General features: G+C 70.4%; 15 protein-coding genes and 1 pseudogene. 7 read left to right on the plus strand and 9 right to left on the minus strand.

Translation table 11 applies throughout. The features are described from left to right. Nucleotides 1–330: 330 nt before the first annotated feature. Nucleotides 331–972 carry a DNA-3-methyladenine glycosylase gene (locus AB0D31_RS17315; RefSeq protein ID WP_362723287.1) on the minus strand — a complete coding sequence of 214 codons (642 nt, stop codon included), beginning with the start codon at nucleotides 970–972 and terminating at the stop codon, nucleotides 331–333. A gap of 96 nt (nucleotides 973–1,068) precedes the next feature. On the opposite strand from AB0D31_RS17315, the gene AB0D31_RS17320 reads away from it, so the two are divergent. The 3 genes from AB0D31_RS17320 to AB0D31_RS17330 all read left to right on the plus strand — a co-directional run bounded on the left by AB0D31_RS17320 (nucleotide 1,069) and on the right by AB0D31_RS17330 (nucleotide 3,161). Beyond that, on the plus strand, nucleotides 1,069–1,851 hold the full coding sequence (locus AB0D31_RS17320; protein ID WP_362723290.1) for a sporulation protein: 783 nt from the start codon (nucleotides 1,069–1,071) through the stop codon (nucleotides 1,849–1,851). Nucleotides 1,852–1,917: 66 nt separating this feature from the next. After that, entirely contained in the window at nucleotides 1,918–2,454 is a 537-nt protein-coding gene (locus tag AB0D31_RS17325) for a YbhB/YbcL family Raf kinase inhibitor-like protein (protein WP_362723293.1), read from the plus strand. 191 nt (nucleotides 2,455–2,645) lie between these two features. Then, the gene (locus AB0D31_RS17330) at nucleotides 2,646–3,161 is read left to right on the plus strand and encodes an HNH endonuclease (protein WP_362723296.1); all 516 of its coding nucleotides are present in this window, start codon (nucleotides 2,646–2,648) and stop codon (nucleotides 3,159–3,161) included. Nucleotides 3,162–3,208: 47 nt separating this feature from the next. Here the strand turns inward: AB0D31_RS17330 and AB0D31_RS17335 are convergent, their stop codons facing one another. The 4 genes from AB0D31_RS17335 to AB0D31_RS17350 form a co-directional block, all read right to left on the minus strand. Then, on the minus strand, nucleotides 3,209–3,982 hold the full coding sequence (locus AB0D31_RS17335; RefSeq protein ID WP_362723299.1) for a sulfite exporter TauE/SafE family protein: 774 nt from the start codon (nucleotides 3,980–3,982) through the stop codon (nucleotides 3,209–3,211). Nucleotides 3,983–4,194: 212 nt separating this feature from the next. Next, nucleotides 4,195–5,187, minus strand: a complete 993-nt coding sequence (locus AB0D31_RS17340; RefSeq protein ID WP_362723302.1) for an SPFH domain-containing protein — start codon at nucleotides 5,185–5,187, stop codon at nucleotides 4,195–4,197. A gap of 80 nt (nucleotides 5,188–5,267) precedes the next feature. Continuing rightward, complete coding sequence (locus AB0D31_RS17345) at nucleotides 5,268–5,699, minus strand: NfeD family protein (RefSeq protein WP_362723511.1); 432 nt, start codon at nucleotides 5,697–5,699, stop codon at nucleotides 5,268–5,270. A gap of 116 nt (nucleotides 5,700–5,815) precedes the next feature. Continuing rightward, entirely contained in the window at nucleotides 5,816–6,607 is a 792-nt protein-coding gene (locus AB0D31_RS17350; RefSeq protein ID WP_362723305.1) for an ABC transporter ATP-binding protein, read from the minus strand. Nucleotides 6,608–6,959: 352 nt separating this feature from the next. On the opposite strand from AB0D31_RS17350, the gene AB0D31_RS17355 reads away from it, so the two are divergent. Beyond that, nucleotides 6,960–7,751: a hypothetical protein gene (locus AB0D31_RS17355; RefSeq protein ID WP_362723308.1), complete on the plus strand. Its 792-nt coding sequence runs from the start codon at nucleotides 6,960–6,962 to the stop codon at nucleotides 7,749–7,751. 207 nt (nucleotides 7,752–7,958) lie between these two features. Here AB0D31_RS17355 and AB0D31_RS17360 read toward each other — a convergent pair whose 3' ends face one another. The 3 genes from AB0D31_RS17360 to AB0D31_RS17370 all read right to left on the minus strand — a co-directional run bounded on the left by AB0D31_RS17360 (nucleotide 7,959) and on the right by AB0D31_RS17370 (nucleotide 10,233). After that, nucleotides 7,959–8,201, minus strand: coding sequence for a chaplin (locus AB0D31_RS17360; protein WP_362723311.1), 243 nt, complete (start codon nucleotides 8,199–8,201; stop codon nucleotides 7,959–7,961). Between the two features lie 195 nt (nucleotides 8,202–8,396). After that, nucleotides 8,397–9,041: a response regulator transcription factor gene (locus tag AB0D31_RS17365; RefSeq protein WP_362723314.1), complete on the minus strand. Its 645-nt coding sequence runs from the start codon at nucleotides 9,039–9,041 to the stop codon at nucleotides 8,397–8,399. Then, complete coding sequence (locus tag AB0D31_RS17370) at nucleotides 9,034–10,233, minus strand: GAF domain-containing sensor histidine kinase (RefSeq protein ID WP_362723317.1); 1,200 nt, start codon at nucleotides 10,231–10,233, stop codon at nucleotides 9,034–9,036. Before AB0D31_RS17370 ends, AB0D31_RS17365 begins: the two co-directional genes overlap by 8 nt. 205 nt (nucleotides 10,234–10,438) lie before the next feature. On the opposite strand from AB0D31_RS17370, the pseudogene AB0D31_RS17375 reads away from it, so the two are divergent. The 3 genes and pseudogenes from AB0D31_RS17375 to AB0D31_RS17385 all read left to right on the plus strand — a co-directional run. After that, nucleotides 10,439–11,131, plus strand: a pseudogene (locus AB0D31_RS17375) (SDR family oxidoreductase); the annotation flags it as partial. A 317-nt stretch (nucleotides 11,132–11,448) separates the two neighbouring features. Further along, nucleotides 11,449–12,528 (plus strand): S-adenosylmethionine:tRNA ribosyltransferase-isomerase, encoded by a 1,080-nt coding sequence (locus AB0D31_RS17380; RefSeq protein WP_362723320.1) that lies wholly within the window; start codon nucleotides 11,449–11,451, stop codon nucleotides 12,526–12,528. A gap of 269 nt (nucleotides 12,529–12,797) precedes the next feature. After that, on the plus strand, nucleotides 12,798–13,466 hold the full coding sequence (locus AB0D31_RS17385; RefSeq protein WP_362723323.1) for a transglycosylase SLT domain-containing protein: 669 nt from the start codon (nucleotides 12,798–12,800) through the stop codon (nucleotides 13,464–13,466). Between the two features lie 135 nt (nucleotides 13,467–13,601). Here AB0D31_RS17385 and AB0D31_RS17390 read toward each other — a convergent pair whose 3' ends face one another. After that, nucleotides 13,602–16,160: an FHA domain-containing protein gene (locus tag AB0D31_RS17390; protein ID WP_362723326.1), complete on the minus strand. Its 2,559-nt coding sequence runs from the start codon at nucleotides 16,158–16,160 to the stop codon at nucleotides 13,602–13,604. Nucleotides 16,161–16,542 lie beyond the last annotated feature (382 nt).

Raw genomic sequence — 16,542 nt, forward strand, 5'->3', positions numbered from 1 at the left:
TTGTACTCACCCTCTCGGGCTTTCCTCCGGGCGCTTCCCTTCGGTATTTCGTGTTTCCGACTCTATCAGACTCTTTCGTGTCCGATTCCCCGTCGAATTGGGGTTCGCCTTTAGTTCTTCGCTTTCGCGTTTTCCCTCTCGGCGTGTCCACTACTTTAGCGGGTTTCCCCTGCTCTTCATAATCGAGTCATTCGCGTTCGAATTTCGGCACGCCAAAATTCGACACCCGTTGGGGTTCGATCGAAGGTAGTGGATGGTCGCTCGGGGATGCTGAACAGCAGGGCCCGTGTCAAGCGGCTCGGGCTACGTTAGGCGCCCCTTGAGGCCGAGTCAAGTTCGGCGCTTGCGCGGCTGATGGGCCCGGTACGGGCTCACCGTGGGGTCGTCCGAGATCCAGAAACGCCATGGATGCGGTGCTCCGTCTCCGCCCACCCCGGTGCGCGGACCGCTGCGTACCAGGTCGGGCGTGGGAGGGGTGCCCGTAAGGATGGAGAGAGGGGAGTCGGTGCCGGCGCAGACGTCCACTCCGTTCAAGGAGCGGCCGACGTCGAGGGCAGTGGCCAGCCGGGCCGGGCCCTTGGCCAGTTCTCGGTCGTGGCGGGCCGAGAGCCGACGCAGGCGGGCCAGTTCGGAGCCCACTCGGATCTCCCCCGCCCTGAGCAGCACACCGCTGGCCTCGCCCTCAGGACCGCACACCATGTTCAGGCAGTGCCACATCCCGTACGTGAAGTAGACGTACGCATGGCCGGGCGGGCCGAACATCACGTCGTTGCGGGCGGTGCGGCCGCGGAAGGCGTGCGAGCCCGGGTCGTTGGGTCCGTCGTACGCCTCGACCTCCGTGAGGCGGACTTCGAGCGGGCCGTGCGGAGTGAGGCGTACCAGCGTGCGGCCCAGGAGATCGGGGGCGACCTCCAGGACAGGGCGGTCGAAGAAATCCCGGGGCAGTGGCGTACGTTCGGTGGCCGCGATCATGCCGTACGAGCGTACTTGACGTCCGGAGGGAACCGGAGGTCGTCGTCACGCGTTCGTAGGGGTCGAGATCGAGCTGATTCATGGGGAAGGACTGGCATGGGGTTCAAGCGGCTGCTGGCGAGCTTGGGGGCCGGCGGGGCGTCGGTGGAGACCGAGCTCACCGAGACCAATGTGGTGCCGGGCGGGGTCGTGCAGGGCGAGGTGCGGATCGAGGGCGGCTCGGTCGACCAGCGCGTCGAGGGGCTCTCGGTCGGGCTGCAGGCCCGGGTGGAGGTCGAGGGCGGTGAGCACGAGCACAAGCAGGACATCGAGTTCACCAAGGCGCGGCTCGGCGGGGCCTTCGAGGTGAAGGCCGGCGCGGTGCACGTGGTGCCGTTCGGGCTTGAGATTCCGTGGGAGACGCCGGTCACGGCGATCGACGGGCAGCAGCTGCGCGGGATGCACATCGGTGTGACGACGGAGCTGGAGATCGCCCGCGCGCTCGACGCCGGCGACCTGGACCCGATCCAGGTGCATCCGCTCCCCGCCCAGCAGGCGATCCTCGACGCGTTCATCCAGCTCGGTTTCCGCTTCAAGAGCGCGGACATGGAGAAGGGTCACATCCGCGGGACGCGGCAGCGGCTGCCGTTCTACCAGGAGATCGAGTTCCACGCGCCGGCGCAGTACCGGGGTCTCAACCAGGTCGAGCTGACCTTCGTCGCGGACGACCGCGCGATGGACGTGATCCTGGAGATGGACAAGAAGCCGGGCCTGTTCAGCGAGGGCAGCGACTGCTACCGCTCCTTCGAGGTCGGCCTGCATGACTTCCAGGGCACGGACTGGCCGGCGTACCTCAATCAGTGGCTGGCGGAGGTCGGCGGGCGGCGCAACTGGTTCTAGGGGCGAACCCCCTAGGCTCGGGTTCCACCAGTTGCCGCCGATTCAGGAGATTCAGGAGGTGCCGACGTGAGCGAGCTCAAGAGGCCGCCGCTTCCCCATGACTTCCACCCCGAGGTGCCGTCGTTCACGGTGGTGAGCGATGACGTCGAGCCGGGTGCCGTGCTCAAGGACGCCCAGGTCTACGACGGTGGGAACACCTCGCCGCAGCTGCGGTGGGAGGGGTTCCCGGCGGGGACGAAGAGCTTCGCTGTGACGTGCTTCGATCCCGACGCGCCCACGGGCAGCGGGTTCTGGCACTGGTCGGTGTTCGACATTCCGGCGTCCGTTACCGAGCTGCCGGCGGGCGCGGGCAGCGGGAAGTTCGAGGGTCTGCCGGCCGGCGCGGTGCAGGTGCGCAACGACTACGGGACGAAGGACTTCGGCGGCGCGGCACCGCCCGCCGGGGAGACGCACCGGTACGTCTTCACGGTGTACGCGGTCGACACCGAGAAGCTGGGCCCCGATGCCGAGACCCCGCCCGCGGCGGTCGGTTTCAATCTGCGGTTCCACACGCTCGGGCGCGCTCAGCTCATCGGTGAGTACACCGCTCCCGCGGAGAGCTGATCGTTCGTTTTCCGTTTGCCCTGCCCTGGTCTTGGAGAGATCAGGGCAGGGCATTTTTCTGTTGTCGGTCCGGTGCGTCGTCCAGCGCGCGTCCGGGCGGGCTCGGATATTGCGTTGTCCATCGTGGCGAGCCCGGCCAGAGTTGATCCAAGCCCGCCAGGGAGTGGGCCGGCACTACGGAGGTGGGCACGATGAGGGACACGCTGGTACTGAACGCGAGCTTCGAGCCGCTGTCGACGGTGACGCTCAACCGTGCCGTGGTGCTGGTCCTCCAGGACAAGGCGGTCGTCGAGCAGTCCCACCCCGGTCTGCGGGTGCGTGCGGCCGCGGTCGACATACCGGTGCCGCGGGTGATCCGGCTGTGCAGATACGTACGGGTGCCCTTCCGAAGACACGCTCCGTGGTCGCGGCGGGGGGTCCTGATCAGGGACCAGCACCGGTGCGCGTACTGCGGGCGGCGCGCGACGACGGTGGACCACGTGGTGCCGCGGGCGCAGGGCGGCCGGGACGGCTGGCTGAACACGGTGGCGTCCTGCGCCGAGGACAACCACCGCAAGGCGGACCGTACGCCGGAGGAGGCGGGGATGCCGCTGCTGCGCCAGCCGTTCGTGCCGTCGCCCGCCGACGCGATGCTGCTGGCGATGGCCGCCGGTGACCGTTCCGAGCTGCCCGAGTGGCTGGCTTCGGGTGCCGTACCGGCGGCATGAGCCGTGGCGCGGGGTACGCGCGGTCTCTCCCGGGTCGCGTATGACCCTTATTTCAGGGTCAGTTGGAGGATGGCGACGACACCGACAGCGATGATCACCCCGCGCAGGACCGCCGGCTTGAGGCGACGGCCCACCTTGGCGCCGATCTGGCCGCCTATGGTCGAGCCGACGGCGATGAGCAGGACGGCGGTCCAGTTGAACTCGGCGACGAAGAGGAAGAAGACGGCCGCCACCCCGTTGACCAGGGCGCCGAGGATGTTTTTGACGGCGTTGACGCGTTGCAGGGTGTCGGGCAGGAGCAGGCCCATCAGGGAGAGGTAGAGGACGCCCTGGGCGGCGCCGAAGTAGCCGCCGTACATGCTGGCGAGGAAGAGGCCGGCGAGGAGCGCGACGCCGCCCTCGGGGCGGGCCTCGGTGCCGCGGGCCTCACGGCGGCGGGTGATGGCGGCGGCCAGCCGCGGCTGGAACAGGACGAGGACGAGGGCCAGGCCGACCAGGACCGGGACGATCGCGTCGAACGACGAGGATGGCAGCGCGAGCAGCAAGATCGCGCCGAAGAGGCCTCCGAGGAGGGCGGCGGCGCCGAGGCGGAGCACGCGGCGGGTCTGGCCGCGCAGTTCGTGGCGGTAGCCGATGGCGCCGCTGATGGAGCCGGGGACCAGGCCGAGCGCGTTGGAGACGTTGGCGGTGATCGGTGGCAGGCCGGTCGCGAGGAGCACGGGGAAGGTGAGGAGCGTGCCGGAGCCGACGATGGTGTTGATGGTGCCCGCGCCGATGCCGGCTGCGAAGACCGCGAGTGCTTCCCAGATGGACAAGGCCATCTCCTTACACGTTCAGTGAGTCGCCTCCCCGCCGTGGAGGTCGAGGGGCCGCACTGATCATGCATGATTCGTGTACGGGGCAGTCAACTTGCCCCGGTCCACGGGTTGTTCACGTCTGTGGGGGGGGTGGTGACGAGGCCGCGCGGTCAGCTCCGTACCGGGGTGTCAGTCCTGGCCCAGTCCTGTCAGCTCCGTCAGCTCCGTCAGCTCTGTCAGTCCATGCGGGGTTCTTCGCGGCGCTCGACCGAACCGCTGCCGCCATTGCCGTTGTTTCCGCCGTTGCCGCCGTTGCCACTGTTTCCGCCGTTACCCGTGTTGAAGCCGGGCATGCCGCCGCCGAGGTTGCCGAAGGCGCCGGAGAGGCCCTTGAGGGCGTCGCCGATCTCGCTGGGCACGATCCAGAGCTTGTTGGCGTCGCCCTCGGCGATCTTCGGGAGCATCTGAAGGTACTGGTAGGAAAGCAGCTTCTGGTCGGGGTCGCCCGCGTGGATCGACTCGAAGACCGTACGAATGGCCTGCGCCTCACCTTCGGCCCGCAGGGCCGCGGCCTTGGCCTCACCTTCGGCGCGCAGGATCGCGGACTGCTTCTCGCCCTCGGCGCGCAGGATCTCCGACTGCCGCACACCTTCGGCCTGGAGGATCGCGGCGCGCTTGTCACGGTCGGCGCGCATCTGCTTCTCCATCGAGTCCTGGATGGAGGTCGGCGGCTCGATCGCCTTCAGCTCGACGCGGTTGACGCGGATGCCCCACTTGCCGGTGGCCTCGTCGAGGACGCCGCGCAGGGCCGCGTTGATCTCCTCGCGGGAGGTCAGCGTCCGCTCCAGGTCCATGCCGCCGATGATGTTGCGGAGCGTGGTGACGGTGAGCTGTTCGATCGCCTGGATGTAGCTGGCGACCTCGTAGGTTGCGGCCCGGGCGTCGGTCACCTGGTAGTAGATGACGGTGTCGATGTTGACGACCAGGTTGTCCTGGGTGATCACCGGCTGGGGCGGGAAGGGTACGACCTGTTCGCGGAGGTCGATCCGGTTGCGGATCGAGTCGATGAACGGGACGACGATGTTCAGTCCGGCGTTGAGCGTCCGCGTGTAGCGGCCGAAGCGCTCCACGATCGCGGCGCTGGCCTGCGGGATCACCTGGATGGTCTTGATCAGGGCGATGAAGACCAGCACCACCAGGATGATCAGGACGATGATGATCGGTTGCATCGCGTACCCCCGTGCCTTTCTTGCTCTCGGATGGCCCTGTAAGCGTTGGCGATTACCGGACTTGATGATCCTGGCATGGTTCACATGACGATGGCAGTGGCTCCGTCGATCTCGACGACGTCGACCTGGTGGCCGGGCTCGAAGACGCGCTCGGCGTCGAGCGCGCGGGCCGACCAGACCTCGCCCGCGAGCTTGATTCTGCCGCCCTCGGCGTCGACACGTTCCAGGACGACTGCCTGACGGCCTTTCAACGCCTCGGTGCCGGTGGCGAGTTGGGGGCGCTGTGCACGGTGGCGGGCCGCGATGGGGCGTACGACGGCGATGAGCGCGACCGAGACGGCGACGAAGAGCAGCACCTGTCCGACGGGGCCGAGGCCCAGACCCGCACCGATGGCGGCGGCGACCGCGCCGAGTGCCATCATGCCGAACTCGGGCATGACGGTCAGGACGAGGGGAATGCCGAGTCCCGCCGCGGCTACCAGCCACCAAACCCACGCCTCGATGTCCACCAGGTCATGGTAGGTGCGGGGCTCCCCCCACCGACAGTGCGCAAGGACCGGCCCGGACGGGGCGGGAGGCTCAGCCCGAGCGGATGCAGGGACCGGCCCGCCCCCGGGGGCCGCGGGGCTCAGCCGAGCGGGAGGCCCGTCGCCGTGTAGCGGTCGCCGCGGTGCTCCACGAGGAGCGGGAGGCCGAAGCAGAGGGAGAGGTTGCGGGAGGTGAGCTCGGTCTCCATGGGGCCGGCGGCGAGCACCTTGCCCTGGCGGATCATGAGGACGTGGGTGAAGCCGGGGGCGATCTCCTCGACGTGGTGCGTGACCATGATCATCGAGGGGGCGTACGGGTCGCGGGCGAGCCGGCCCAGGCGCCGGACCAGGTCCTCGCGGCCGCCGAGGTCGAGACCGGCGGCGGGCTCGTCGAGGAGGAGGAGCTCGGGGTCGGTCATCATCGCGCGGGCGATCAGGGTGCGCTTGCGCTCGCCCTCGGAGAGCGTGCCGAACCTGCGGTCGAGGAAGTCCGTCATGCCGAGGCGGTCGAGGAAGGCGCGGGCGCGGTCCTCGTCGACGGCGTCGTACTGCTCCTGCCAGGTGGCGGTCATGCCGTACGCGGCGGTGAGCACCGTCTGGAGCACGGTCTGGCGCTTGGGGAGCTTGTCGGCCATGGCGACGCCGGCCATGCCGATGCGCGGGCGCATCTCGAAGACGTCCACCTTGCCGAGCTGCTCGCCGAGGATCTTGGCGGTGCCGGTGCTCGGGAAGAGATAGCTGGAGGCGATGTTGAGGAGGGTGGTCTTGCCGGCGCCGTTGGGGCCGAGGATGACCCAGCGCTCGCCTTCCTTGACCGACCAGGAGACGTCGTCCACCAGAGCGCGTCCGTCGCGGACCACGGATACGTCCACCAGCTCCAGTACATCGCTCATGAGCGCGTTGTCTCCCCATGCCATCGTCGTGAGTTCGCGAGTGCGGTGCGGGGGGCGCCTGTGGAGGCGGTCCCCAGGGAAAACCTACGCCACTGGGGAAGTGATCCCGCCTCTAGGGTCTTTCGTTCGGACGGGCCGGAGCAGGGAGCGGGGCCCGGTGCCGTGCATGGTGAGGCGGAGGAGGGCGACATGGCGGAGCCATGGCAACCGCCGACAACGCGAGGAGGGCCACATGGCGGAGCCATGGCGTCGACGACAATGCCGCGAGGCGCGGCACGGGGCCCCGCGAGCCCGGCATGATCCAAACGAAAGACCCTAGGTCCCGGTCGGCCGGTTTCTCTAGGCTGGTGGGATGTTCTCGGAACCACGTTCAGGTCGGCTGGCCGCATGGGGAAACGCCCTGTTGGCCGGAAATGTCTCACCCGATGACGCGGCGCTCGCGATCGTCGGGGACGACGCGGTGCACCGCGTCGAGGGGCTGCCCGGCGAGTCCGCCCCCGTGGGGCTCACGTTGGCGCTCGGGCGGCTGCGGGGTCTCGGGGTGGGCGGCTGGCGGGTCGCGTTGCCCGCGGCGGGGCATCCGCTGGGGCTGAGCGGTCCCGCGGAGTTCAACGCGCGGGCGCTTGCGGCCGAGGAGGCCGTCGTCGGGTTCGGTGCGCCGTACGGGCTCGTCCCCGAGCTGTACGAGGCCGGGCCCGCCGGGGATGTGCACACGGAGGTCGTCTGGCACTGCCTTGTGGTACGGGAGGCGCCGCCCGCGGACGTGCCCTCGCTGGGCGAGGCGGAGCGTGAACTCGCGGAGGCGCTGCGGGAGGCGACGGTCGTGCTGACCCGGCTCGATGTCGCGGGGTCGGGTCCGGCCGCGGCGGTGGCGATCGACGCGTACCGCGCGCGGGCCGAGGGCCCCGACGAGGAGGTGCTCGCGCCGGGCTATCCGCCGCGCGCGGTCCGGGTGTTGGAGCTGGCCCGGCGGGTCGGCCTGCTGGTGTCACTCGCGTACGAGAACGGGCATGGGGGTGCGGTGAGCGCCTCGGAGATCTCGGCTCGGGCGGAGGCGTTGCGGCCGGTGGAGCGGGTGGCTCGGCGGGCGCGGGTGGCGGCGTACAACGCGTATGTGGAGGAGCGCCAGCGCGACCGGGGCTAGCTGGAGAGCAGCCCAGGCCCCTGGGGCTCCGCCCCAGACCCCGTGTGGCGCCCGAAAGGCGCTCGTCCTCAAATGCCGGACGGGCTGGGGCTGCGCGTGCCGCCCGGCGTCAGGGCCGCTCGCGGACGAAGACCGGCTGGGGCCCGGCCGGCCGGGACGTGCGGCGGCCCCCGGGCAAGGTCCGGGGGCCGCGGTGCGCCAGGACGGTCAGAAGTTGGAGCTCTGGTTGCCGAAGACCGGGTTCAGGGCGCCGATCACATTGACCGTGTTGCCCGTGGCGTTCACCGGCACGTGCACCGGCACCTGGACCAGGTTGCCGGAGACGACGCCCGGGGAGCGCTCGGCCTTGCCGTCGGCCTGGGCCCCGCCGTGGGCGGAGGCGGCGCCGGTCGCTGCGGCGAGGGCGCCGCCGGCGAGCACGGTGACGGCGAGAGCCTTGTTGAGCTTCATGGTGTGGATCCTCCAGGTCGTCGCCGCGACCAGTCGCCGCGGCATGCCATGAAGAACGCGCGGCGCCCGCCGGGGTTGCGCTATGTGGGTGACATTTACACGACGGTATGAATCTCGCACCGGACCCTGACGCTCCGCTTCCCGTGCGACGCGGGTCAGCCCACCACCCCGCGGCTCAGCCCACCACCCCGCGGCTCACCCCGCCACCCCGTGTCGTACCGCCCACAGCGCGGCCTGGGTGCGGTCGGCCAGGTCCAGTTTCATCAGGATGTTCGAGACGTGCGTCTTGACGGTCTTCTCGGACAGCACCAGATGGCGGGCGATCTCCCGGTTGGAGCGGCCGTCGGCGATCAGCGCAAGGACCTCCTTCTCCCGCTCGGTCAGCGTCGTGCCGCGGCCCGTTCCGCCGTGTCCTACGTCCTGGCTGAGCAGCGCGCCCGCGACCTCCGGCTGGAGGAGCACGTGCCCGGCGTGCACCGAGCGGATCGCGCCGGCCAGCGCGTCCGGGTCGACGTCCTTGTACACATAGCCGGAGGCGCCGGCGCGCAGAGCGGGGACGACCGTACGCTGCTCGGTGAAGCTGGTGACGATGAGGACCCTGGCCGGGTTGGCGAGCTCGCGGAGCTTGCGCAGGGCCTCGATTCCGTCCATGCCCGGCATCTTCACGTCCATCAGGACGACGTCCGGCTTCAGTTGCTCGGCGCGGGCCACTCCCTCGGCGCCGTCGGAGGCCTCGCCCACCACTTCTATGTCGTCCTGCACTTCCAGGAACGTACGCAGTCCGCGGCGGACCACCTGGTGGTCGTCCACGAGCAGGACCCTGATCACCTTGTCAGCCACCGGGGACCTCCATCTTGATCGTGGCGCCCTCACCGGGTGCCGAGTGCACGGTGAGTCTGCCGCCGACTCCGCTCGCCCGGTGCCGCATCGACACGAGCCCGAGGTGGCGGCCCGCACGGCGGACCAGGCTGGGCTCGAAGCCCCGGCCGTCGTCGGTGATCCGCAGCACGGCGCCCTGGCCGTTGCGTTCCAGTACGACGTCGACCCGGCCCGCGCCCGAGTGCCGCAGCGCGTTGTGCAGGGCCTCCTGGGCGACCCTCAGCAGGGCTTCCTCCTGGGCCGGCGGCAGGGCGCGCACGCCCAGGTTGTCGAAGGTGACGCGGGCCGCGTGGGCCCGGTCGAGGACCTGGATGTGGGTGCGCAAGGTGTGCACGAGGCCGTCCTCCTCCAGGGCGGCGGGCCTCAACTCCACGACGGCGGCGCGCAGTTCGTCGGCCGCCTCGGCGGCGAGGGCCGCGACTTGCTGGAGCTCGCCCTTGGCGCGGGCCGGGTCGCGGTCGACGAGGGCGGCGGCGGCCTGGGCGGTGAGGCGGAGCGAGAAGAGCTTCTGGCTGACCGCGTCGTGCAGCTCGTGGGCCAGGCGCGAGCGTTCCTCGGCGATGGTCAGTTCGCGGCTGCGCTCGTACAGGCGGGCGTTGGTGAGGGCGATCGCAGCGTGCTGGGCGAGCAGGCGGAGCAGCTCCTCGTCGTGGGCGGTGAAGCCGCAGCGGTCGCCCCTGCGGGAGAGGGAGACTTCGGGGCAGCGCTTGTTGGCGAGGAAGAGGGCGCCGAGCGTCTCCTCGCCGTCGCGGATCGGCATGCCGAGGAAGTCGGACATGTCGGGGTGGGCGGAGGGCCAGCCCTCGAAGCGGGGGTCCTTGCGGACGTCGGCGAGGCGCTCGGCCTTCTCCTCGTGGAGCATCGCCGCGAGGATGCCGTGCTGGCGCGGCAGCGGCCCGATCGCCCGCCACTGCTCGTCGCTCACGCCGTCGACGACGAACTGCGCGAAGCCGCCGTGGTCGTCGGGGACGCCGAGCGCCGCGTACTCCGCGTCCAGGAGCTCGCGGGCGGACGCGGTGATCGTCTTGAGGACGTCCCCCACCTCCAGGTGCCGGCTCATGGCGAGCAGGGCGGTGCTCACGGCGGCGAGCCCGGCGCTCGGCGACGGGCTCTGCCCTGGTCCGGCGGGGTGCGCGGGTCGGGGACGGCTCATGTGGTCACCGTACCGGCGGGGTGTGCCAGTGCGCCTCGGCCGCTGGACGGCCACATCTGGGTCGCAGGGCCTAGGCCGAAGTGCCTTGTCGGGTGGGCCCCGCGTCCGACGCGGCGCCGGTGGGTGCGGAGCCACCGTGAAGCCATCGACGGACACCCGTCGATTCGGTTCATGGACAGCTCGAAGGACGAAGGGGTCGGTCATCATGCCGGTTGCGATCATCACGGGGGCTTCGAAGGGGCTCGGCCGCGCGCTCGCCGTGGCCCTGGCCGGGCGGGGCTGGGATCTGGTCCTGGACGCGAGGACGGGTTCCGTACTGAAGGAGGCGGCGCGCGAGCTCGGCGCGTACGGCACGGATGTCGTGGCGCTCGCCGGGGACGTCACGGACGCCGGGCACCGCGCGGAGCTGGTCGCGGCCGCACGGGAGCTGGGCGGACTCGATCTGCTGGTGCACAACGCCTCCGCGCTCGGCGCCGAGCCGCTGGTACGCCTTGACGAGCTGGAGCTCGCGGGGCTGCGGGCGGCGCTTGAGACCAATGTGGTGGCGGCGCTCGGGCTCGTACAGGAGGGGCTGCCCCTGCTGCGGGATTCGGCGGCGGGCGCGGTGATCGCGGTCAGCTCGGACGCGGCGGCCGAGGCGTACGGGACGTGGGGCGGGTACGGGGCCTCGAAGGCGGCGCTGGACCAGCTGGCGGCGGTGCTCGCCGTGGAGGAGCCGGGGCTTCGGGTGTGGGCGGTGGACCCGGGCGACATGCGGACGGATCTCTACGCGGCGGCGGTGCCGGGGGACGACTCCGCGCGGCCGGAACCGTCCGCGGTGGCGCCGGGCTTCCTGCGGCTGCTCGACGAACGGCCGGCGAGCGGCCGCTACGGCGCCCCCTCTCTTATGGAGGCTCAGATGCAGGCCCACAGGGAAGCCCACCCGGACCACACGGCCCGTACCACCCACACTGCCCGCACGGCCCGCACAACCCGCACGACCCATCCGGCGCACACCGCTGATGCCCCCGATACCGCTGATGCCGCTGATACCGCTGATGCCGAGGCTGCCGCCGGGGCTCTCGCGGAGGGGGCGGAAGTTTCCGACGGGGGGCTGGGCGCGGCCGTTCGCTGGGACGGGCGCGCGCAGGCCGTCCCTCAGGACGCCTTCGCGGCGGCCGCCCCCGCGGACGGCAACGGGGACGGCACCGGGGACAGCGCCGGGAAGGGCGCGCGATGACGGCGCCCATGGTGGTGCGGGTACCCGACGGCCTGCTCGCGTCGGTGCCCGCCGAGGTGCGCGGTACGGGCCGGGACGACGTGCGCCTGATGGTGTCGCGCGGCACGGCCGTCACGCACCACGCCTTCCACGACCTCGCGGGGCAGTTGCGCGCCGGCGACGTCCTGGTCGTCAACACCTCGCAGACGCTGCCCGCCGCCGTCGACGCCACGGTGGCGGGGCAACCCGTGGTGGTGCACTTCTCCACGCTCGGCCCCGACGGGCGCTGGGCGGTGGAGCTGCGTACGCCGGCCGCCGGGGGAAGCAGCGAGCGCCGCCGCGGCGACCGGGCGGGGACGGTGGTGGCGCTGCCCGGCGCGGAGCGGCTCGTGCTCGAAACGGCGCTGAGCCCGGACCGGCTGTGGTGGGCGCGGGTGTCGGCGGCCGACGTGCCGGGGCTGATGGGCCGGTACGGGCGGCCCATCCGGTACGGCTACACCGAGCGGGACCAGCCGCTGTCCGCGTACCAGACGGTGTTCGCGCTGCCGGCGCCCGGCGGGCTCGGCTCGGCGGAGATGCCGAGCGCGGCGCGGCCGTTCACGGCCGGGCTCGTCGCCGAGCTGGTGCGGCGCGGGGTGTGGTTCGCGCCGGTCACGCTGCATACGGGGGTGGCGTCGGCGGAGGCGCACGAGCCGCCGTACCCGGAGCGCTTCGAGGTGCCGCAGGCGACGGCCCGGGTGGTGAACGCGGCCAGGGCGGGGGGCGGCCGGGTCGTGGCGGTGGGGACCACGGCGGTGCGGGCCCTGGAGTCGGCGGCCGGGGCGGACGGGCTGGTGCGAGGGGCGGTCGGCTGGACCGATGTGGTGGTGACGCCGGAGCGCGGGGTGCGGGTCGTGGACGGGCTGCTGACCGGGCTGCACGAGCCGGAGGCCTCGCACCTGCTGATGCTGGAGGCGATCGCCGGGGGGGCGGCGCTCGCCGTCGCCTACGACCAGGCGCTGAGCCGGCTCTACCTGTGGCACGAGTTCGGCGACGTCCACCTCATCCTCCCGGAGGAGAACCCTCACCGTATGCATTGCTCCAGCAACGTGCGGTGAAACTGTTACGCCCTCGATGTGAGCCCGCGCATAGGACGCACATCACTTACGAAGTCGGCTAGTGGACAAATAAAGGCGGTGTGAGCCGCTATGGAGTGGGTACGAGGCGCCTTTCCCGGCGGGGTGATCCACTATCCGGCTTCGTATGTAGCACCTTTGCCACGAGATTTTGCGGCCGCTAACAATGGCTCCCGTCGCACAGCGCTGCGGCTCAAACCGCTGCGGCGCTCCGGTGCCCGTCCCCGCCATTCGGAAGAGGTCCAACCGCCATGCCCGAGTCCACCAACCCCGGTCATAGTCGTCTCGACAAGAAGCACAAGATTTCGATTGCCGGCGTGGCCGCCCTCGGCGCCGCCGCTCTCGCTCTCTCGGTCTTCCCGGGCACGGGCCAGTCGGACAGCGCCGCGGCCGCCGAGCCCGTCGCCTTCGCGGCGACCGTCAGCACCAAGACGGTCTCGCAGAGCATCTCCAAGCAGCAGGTGACCGCCGACAAGCAGGCCAAGGACGCCGCGAAGGCCAAGGCCGCCGCGGACGCCAAGGCGAAGGCCGCGGCCGAGGCGAAGAAGCGTGACGAGGCCGCCGCGGCCAGCCGCTCCGCCGCCCGCAAGCCGGTCTACGCCAACAACCTGGACGGCTGGATCCGCCAGTCCCTCGACATCATGAAGAGCAAGGGCATCCCGGGTACCTACGACGGTCTGCACCGCAACATCATGCGCGAGTCGACCGGCAACCCGAACGCCATCAACGGCTGGGACATCAACGCCATCAACGGCATCCCGTCCAAGGGCCTGCTCCAGGTCATCCAGCCGACCTTCACCGCCTACCACGTGGCCGGCACGTCGTGGAACATCTACGACCCGGTCGCCAACATCACGGCCGCCGCCAACTACGCGGCCGACAAGTACGGCTCGATGGACAACGTGAACAGCGCCTACTGAGCACCTACTGAGCGCCTACTGAGCGACGTAGGACGGCATACGCGACGCCGAAGGGCGGCACCCCGTGCGGGGTGCCGCCCTTCCGCGTGCGCCTCGTGCGGCGTGCGCGCCTCCTGCGACGTGCGCGGTCAGCGGTTACTTGCGCATGACCTCGGGCTCGTGGCGGCGCAGCAGGCGTGCGACCAGGAAGCCGAGGGCGATGCCGATGACGAGCAGCACCGTGATGTCGGTGAACCACTGGGCCGCGTCGTGCTTCCACAGCGGGTCGAGGTTGGTCGGGTCGCTCTGGTCCATCGGCGCCATCAGACGCGAGAGGTCGAGCGTGGTGCCGGCGCCCGCGATGGCCCAGCGCGACGGCATCAGCCAGGCGAACTGCTCCAGGCCGGGCGAGTCGTAGACCTTGAACAGGATCCCGGTGAACACGACCTGCACGATGGCGAACATGACCAGGAGCGGCATGGTCTTCTCGGAGGTCTTCACCAGCGCGGAGATGATCAGGCCGAACATCATCGAGGTGAAACCGAGCGCGATCACGACCAGGCACATCTCGACCGCGGGCGGCATCACCAGGCCCTCGGCGGGCAGCTTGCGGGTCGAGAATCCGATCACGCAGAGGATCACACCCTGGAAGGCCGTGATGACTCCGAGCACGAGGATCTTGGACATCAGATACGCCGAGCGGGACAGGCCGGTGGCCCGCTCCCGTTCGTAGATGACCCGTTCCTTGATCAGTTCTCGTACGGAGTTGGCGGCGCCCGAGAAGCACATGCCGACCGCCAGGATCAGCATGATCGTGCCGGCGTCGCCGTTGAACCGGGACGGCGGCGTCGGCGGCGCGAGCCCGAACTTCGCCGGGATCACGACGCTGACCGAGCCGATCACCGCGGGCAGGGCCACCGACAGGGCGAGGAAGCCCTTGTCCGAGGCGATGACCGAGGTGTAGCGGCGCATCAGGGTCCACAGCTGGGAGAGCCAGCCCTGGGGCTTCGGCGGCTTCATCGCCTGCGCGGGCGGCATCTGCACCGACTGCGGGGCGACGGCGTCGATGTCGGCGGCGTACATCTGGTAGTGCTGCGAGCCCTTCCAGCGGCCCGCCCAGTCGTAGTCGCGGTAGCTCTCGAAGGCGGAGAAGACATCGGCCCACGTGCTGTAGCCGAAGAAGTTCAGCGCCTCCTCGGGCGGGCCGAAGTAGGCGACCGAGCCGCCCGGCGCCATCACCAGGAGCTTGTCGCAGATGGCGAGCTCGGCCACGGAGTGGGTGACGACCAGGACGGTGCGGCCGTCGTCGGCGAGGCCGCGGAGCAGCTGCATGACGTCGCGGTCCATGCCCGGGTCGAGGCCCGACGTGGGCTCGTCGAGGAAGATCAGCGACGGCTTGGTCAGGAGCTCCAGGGCAACCGAGACGCGCTTGCGCTGGCCACCGGAGAGGGAGGTGACCTTCTTCTCCTTGTGGATGTCCAGCTTGAGCTCGCGCAGCACCTCGTCGATGCGCTGCTGGCGCTCGTTCTCGGTGGTGTCGGCGGGGAAGCGCAGCTTGGCCGCGTACTTCAGCGCCTTCTTGACGGTCAGCTCCTTGTGCAGGATGTCGTCCTGCGGGACCAGACCGATGCGCTGGCGCAGCTCGGCGAACTGCTTGTAGAGGTTGCGGTTGTCGTAGAGGACGTCGCCCTTGTTCGCGGGCCGGTAGCCGGTGAGCGCCTTGAGCAGGGTCGACTTTCCGGAGCCCGAGGGGCCGATGACCGCGATGAGGGACTTCTCGGGGACGCCGAAGGAGACGTCCTTGAGGATGTCCTTGCCGCCGTCGACCGTGACGGTCAGGCCACGGGCGGAGAAGGAGACGTCACCGGTGTCGACGAACTCTTCGAGCCGGTCGCCGACGATGCGGAAGGTCGAGTGGCCGACGCCGACGATGTCGTGCGGGCCGAGCAGGACGCTGCCGCCCTTGGCGATCGGCTGGCCGTTGACGTAGGTGCCGTTGTGCGAGCCGAGGTCGCGGATCTCCATCCGGCCGTCGGGCGTCGCGTGGAACTCGGCGTGGTGGCGCGAGACCTGGAGGTCGGAGACGACCAGCTCGTTCTCGAGCGCACGGCCGATGCGCATGACGCGGCCGAGGGCGACTTGGTGGAACGTGGTCGGGCTGCGGTCGCCGTAGACGGGCGGGGTGCCCGCGGGGCCGCCGCCCTGCTGCGGGAACTGCGGCTGCTGGGGCTGCTGTTGCTGCGACTGCTGCTGTTGCTGTTGCTGCTGCTGCTGCCAGGACTGCTGCGGCACCTGCGCCTGCTGAGGCTGCTGCGCCTGCTGGGGCCATCCGCCCTGCTGGGGCGGGGCCTGCTGGGGTCCCGGGTGGGCGGGGGCCGCCTGCCCGTGCTGGGCGGGGGCGGGCTGTGCGTAGGCCGCCGCGGCGGCACCGGACAGATTCAGCCGCGGGCCGTCGGTCGCGTTGCCGAGGTGGACCGTGGAGCCGGGAGCGATGTCCATCTGATGGACGCGCTGGCCCCGCGCGTAGGTGCCGTTGGTGGATCCGTGGTCCTCGATGACCCAACTGTGGCCGTTCCAGCTGATCGTGGCGTGCCGCCACGAGACTCTGGCGTCGTCCACGACGAGGTCACCCTGCGGATCACGTCCCAGGGTGTACGACCTGGACGGATCGAGCGTCCAGGTGCTGCCATTCAATTCCAGTACGAGTTCCGGCACTCCAGCCCCACTTGTCGTCCCCCGAAAGACCTCCGCGCCGGAGGCCCGTTACTCCCGACACCGGGAGTCTAGGGATGGTGAACATCGTGGGGAACTATTTCAGGCCCGGGCTCGTATCCGAAACCCGGGCCTTGTGAATTAGGTGCACAGACCGGGCACAGTCCCGTCGCGGTCCTGCAACAGGGCTCTGGGACCGCCCCGTTGACGTGGGGCAAACACGCATCGAGAACAGGAAGAACCCATGAGTGCGTATGGATCATGATGTCCGCCCATAAATGATGTTCACGCGGACCAAAAGGGTCGCATCGCACAAAAGGGGCTGAGTCGGCTCGTATCGGGGGGTCCGGATGAGCGTGGACGGCAATCGCGGCCATGGTGCGAT

This window comes from Streptomyces sp. NPDC048361, from assembly GCF_040651795.1.
Classification (GTDB): Bacteria; Actinomycetota; Actinomycetes; order Streptomycetales; family Streptomycetaceae; genus Streptomyces.

Bases quoted from the DNA above. Each gene is read 5' to 3' on its own strand.
- AB0D31_RS17315 (WP_362723287.1), bottom strand. From the start codon at position 972: ATGATCGCGGCCACCGAACGTACGCCACTGCCCCGGGATTTCTTCGAC.
- AB0D31_RS17320 (WP_362723290.1), top strand. From the start codon at position 1,069: ATGGGGTTCAAGCGGCTGCTGGCGAGCTTGGGGGCCGGCGGGGCGTCG.
- AB0D31_RS17330 (WP_362723296.1), top strand. From the start codon at position 2,646: ATGAGGGACACGCTGGTACTGAACGCGAGCTTCGAGCCGCTGTCGACG.
- AB0D31_RS17335 (WP_362723299.1), bottom strand. From the start codon at position 3,982: ATGGCCTTGTCCATCTGGGAAGCACTCGCGGTCTTCGCAGCCGGCATC.
- AB0D31_RS17340 (WP_362723302.1), bottom strand. From the start codon at position 5,187: ATGCAACCGATCATCATCGTCCTGATCATCCTGGTGGTGCTGGTCTTC.
- AB0D31_RS17350 (WP_362723305.1), bottom strand. From the start codon at position 6,607: ATGAGCGATGTACTGGAGCTGGTGGACGTATCCGTGGTCCGCGACGGA.
- AB0D31_RS17355 (WP_362723308.1), top strand. From the start codon at position 6,960: ATGTTCTCGGAACCACGTTCAGGTCGGCTGGCCGCATGGGGAAACGCC.
- AB0D31_RS17360 (WP_362723311.1), bottom strand. From the start codon at position 8,201: ATGAAGCTCAACAAGGCTCTCGCCGTCACCGTGCTCGCCGGCGGCGCC.
- AB0D31_RS17370 (WP_362723317.1), bottom strand. From the start codon at position 10,233: ATGAGCCGTCCCCGACCCGCGCACCCCGCCGGACCAGGGCAGAGCCCG.
- AB0D31_RS17380 (WP_362723320.1), top strand. From the start codon at position 11,449: ATGACGGCGCCCATGGTGGTGCGGGTACCCGACGGCCTGCTCGCGTCG.
- AB0D31_RS17385 (WP_362723323.1), top strand. From the start codon at position 12,798: ATGCCCGAGTCCACCAACCCCGGTCATAGTCGTCTCGACAAGAAGCAC.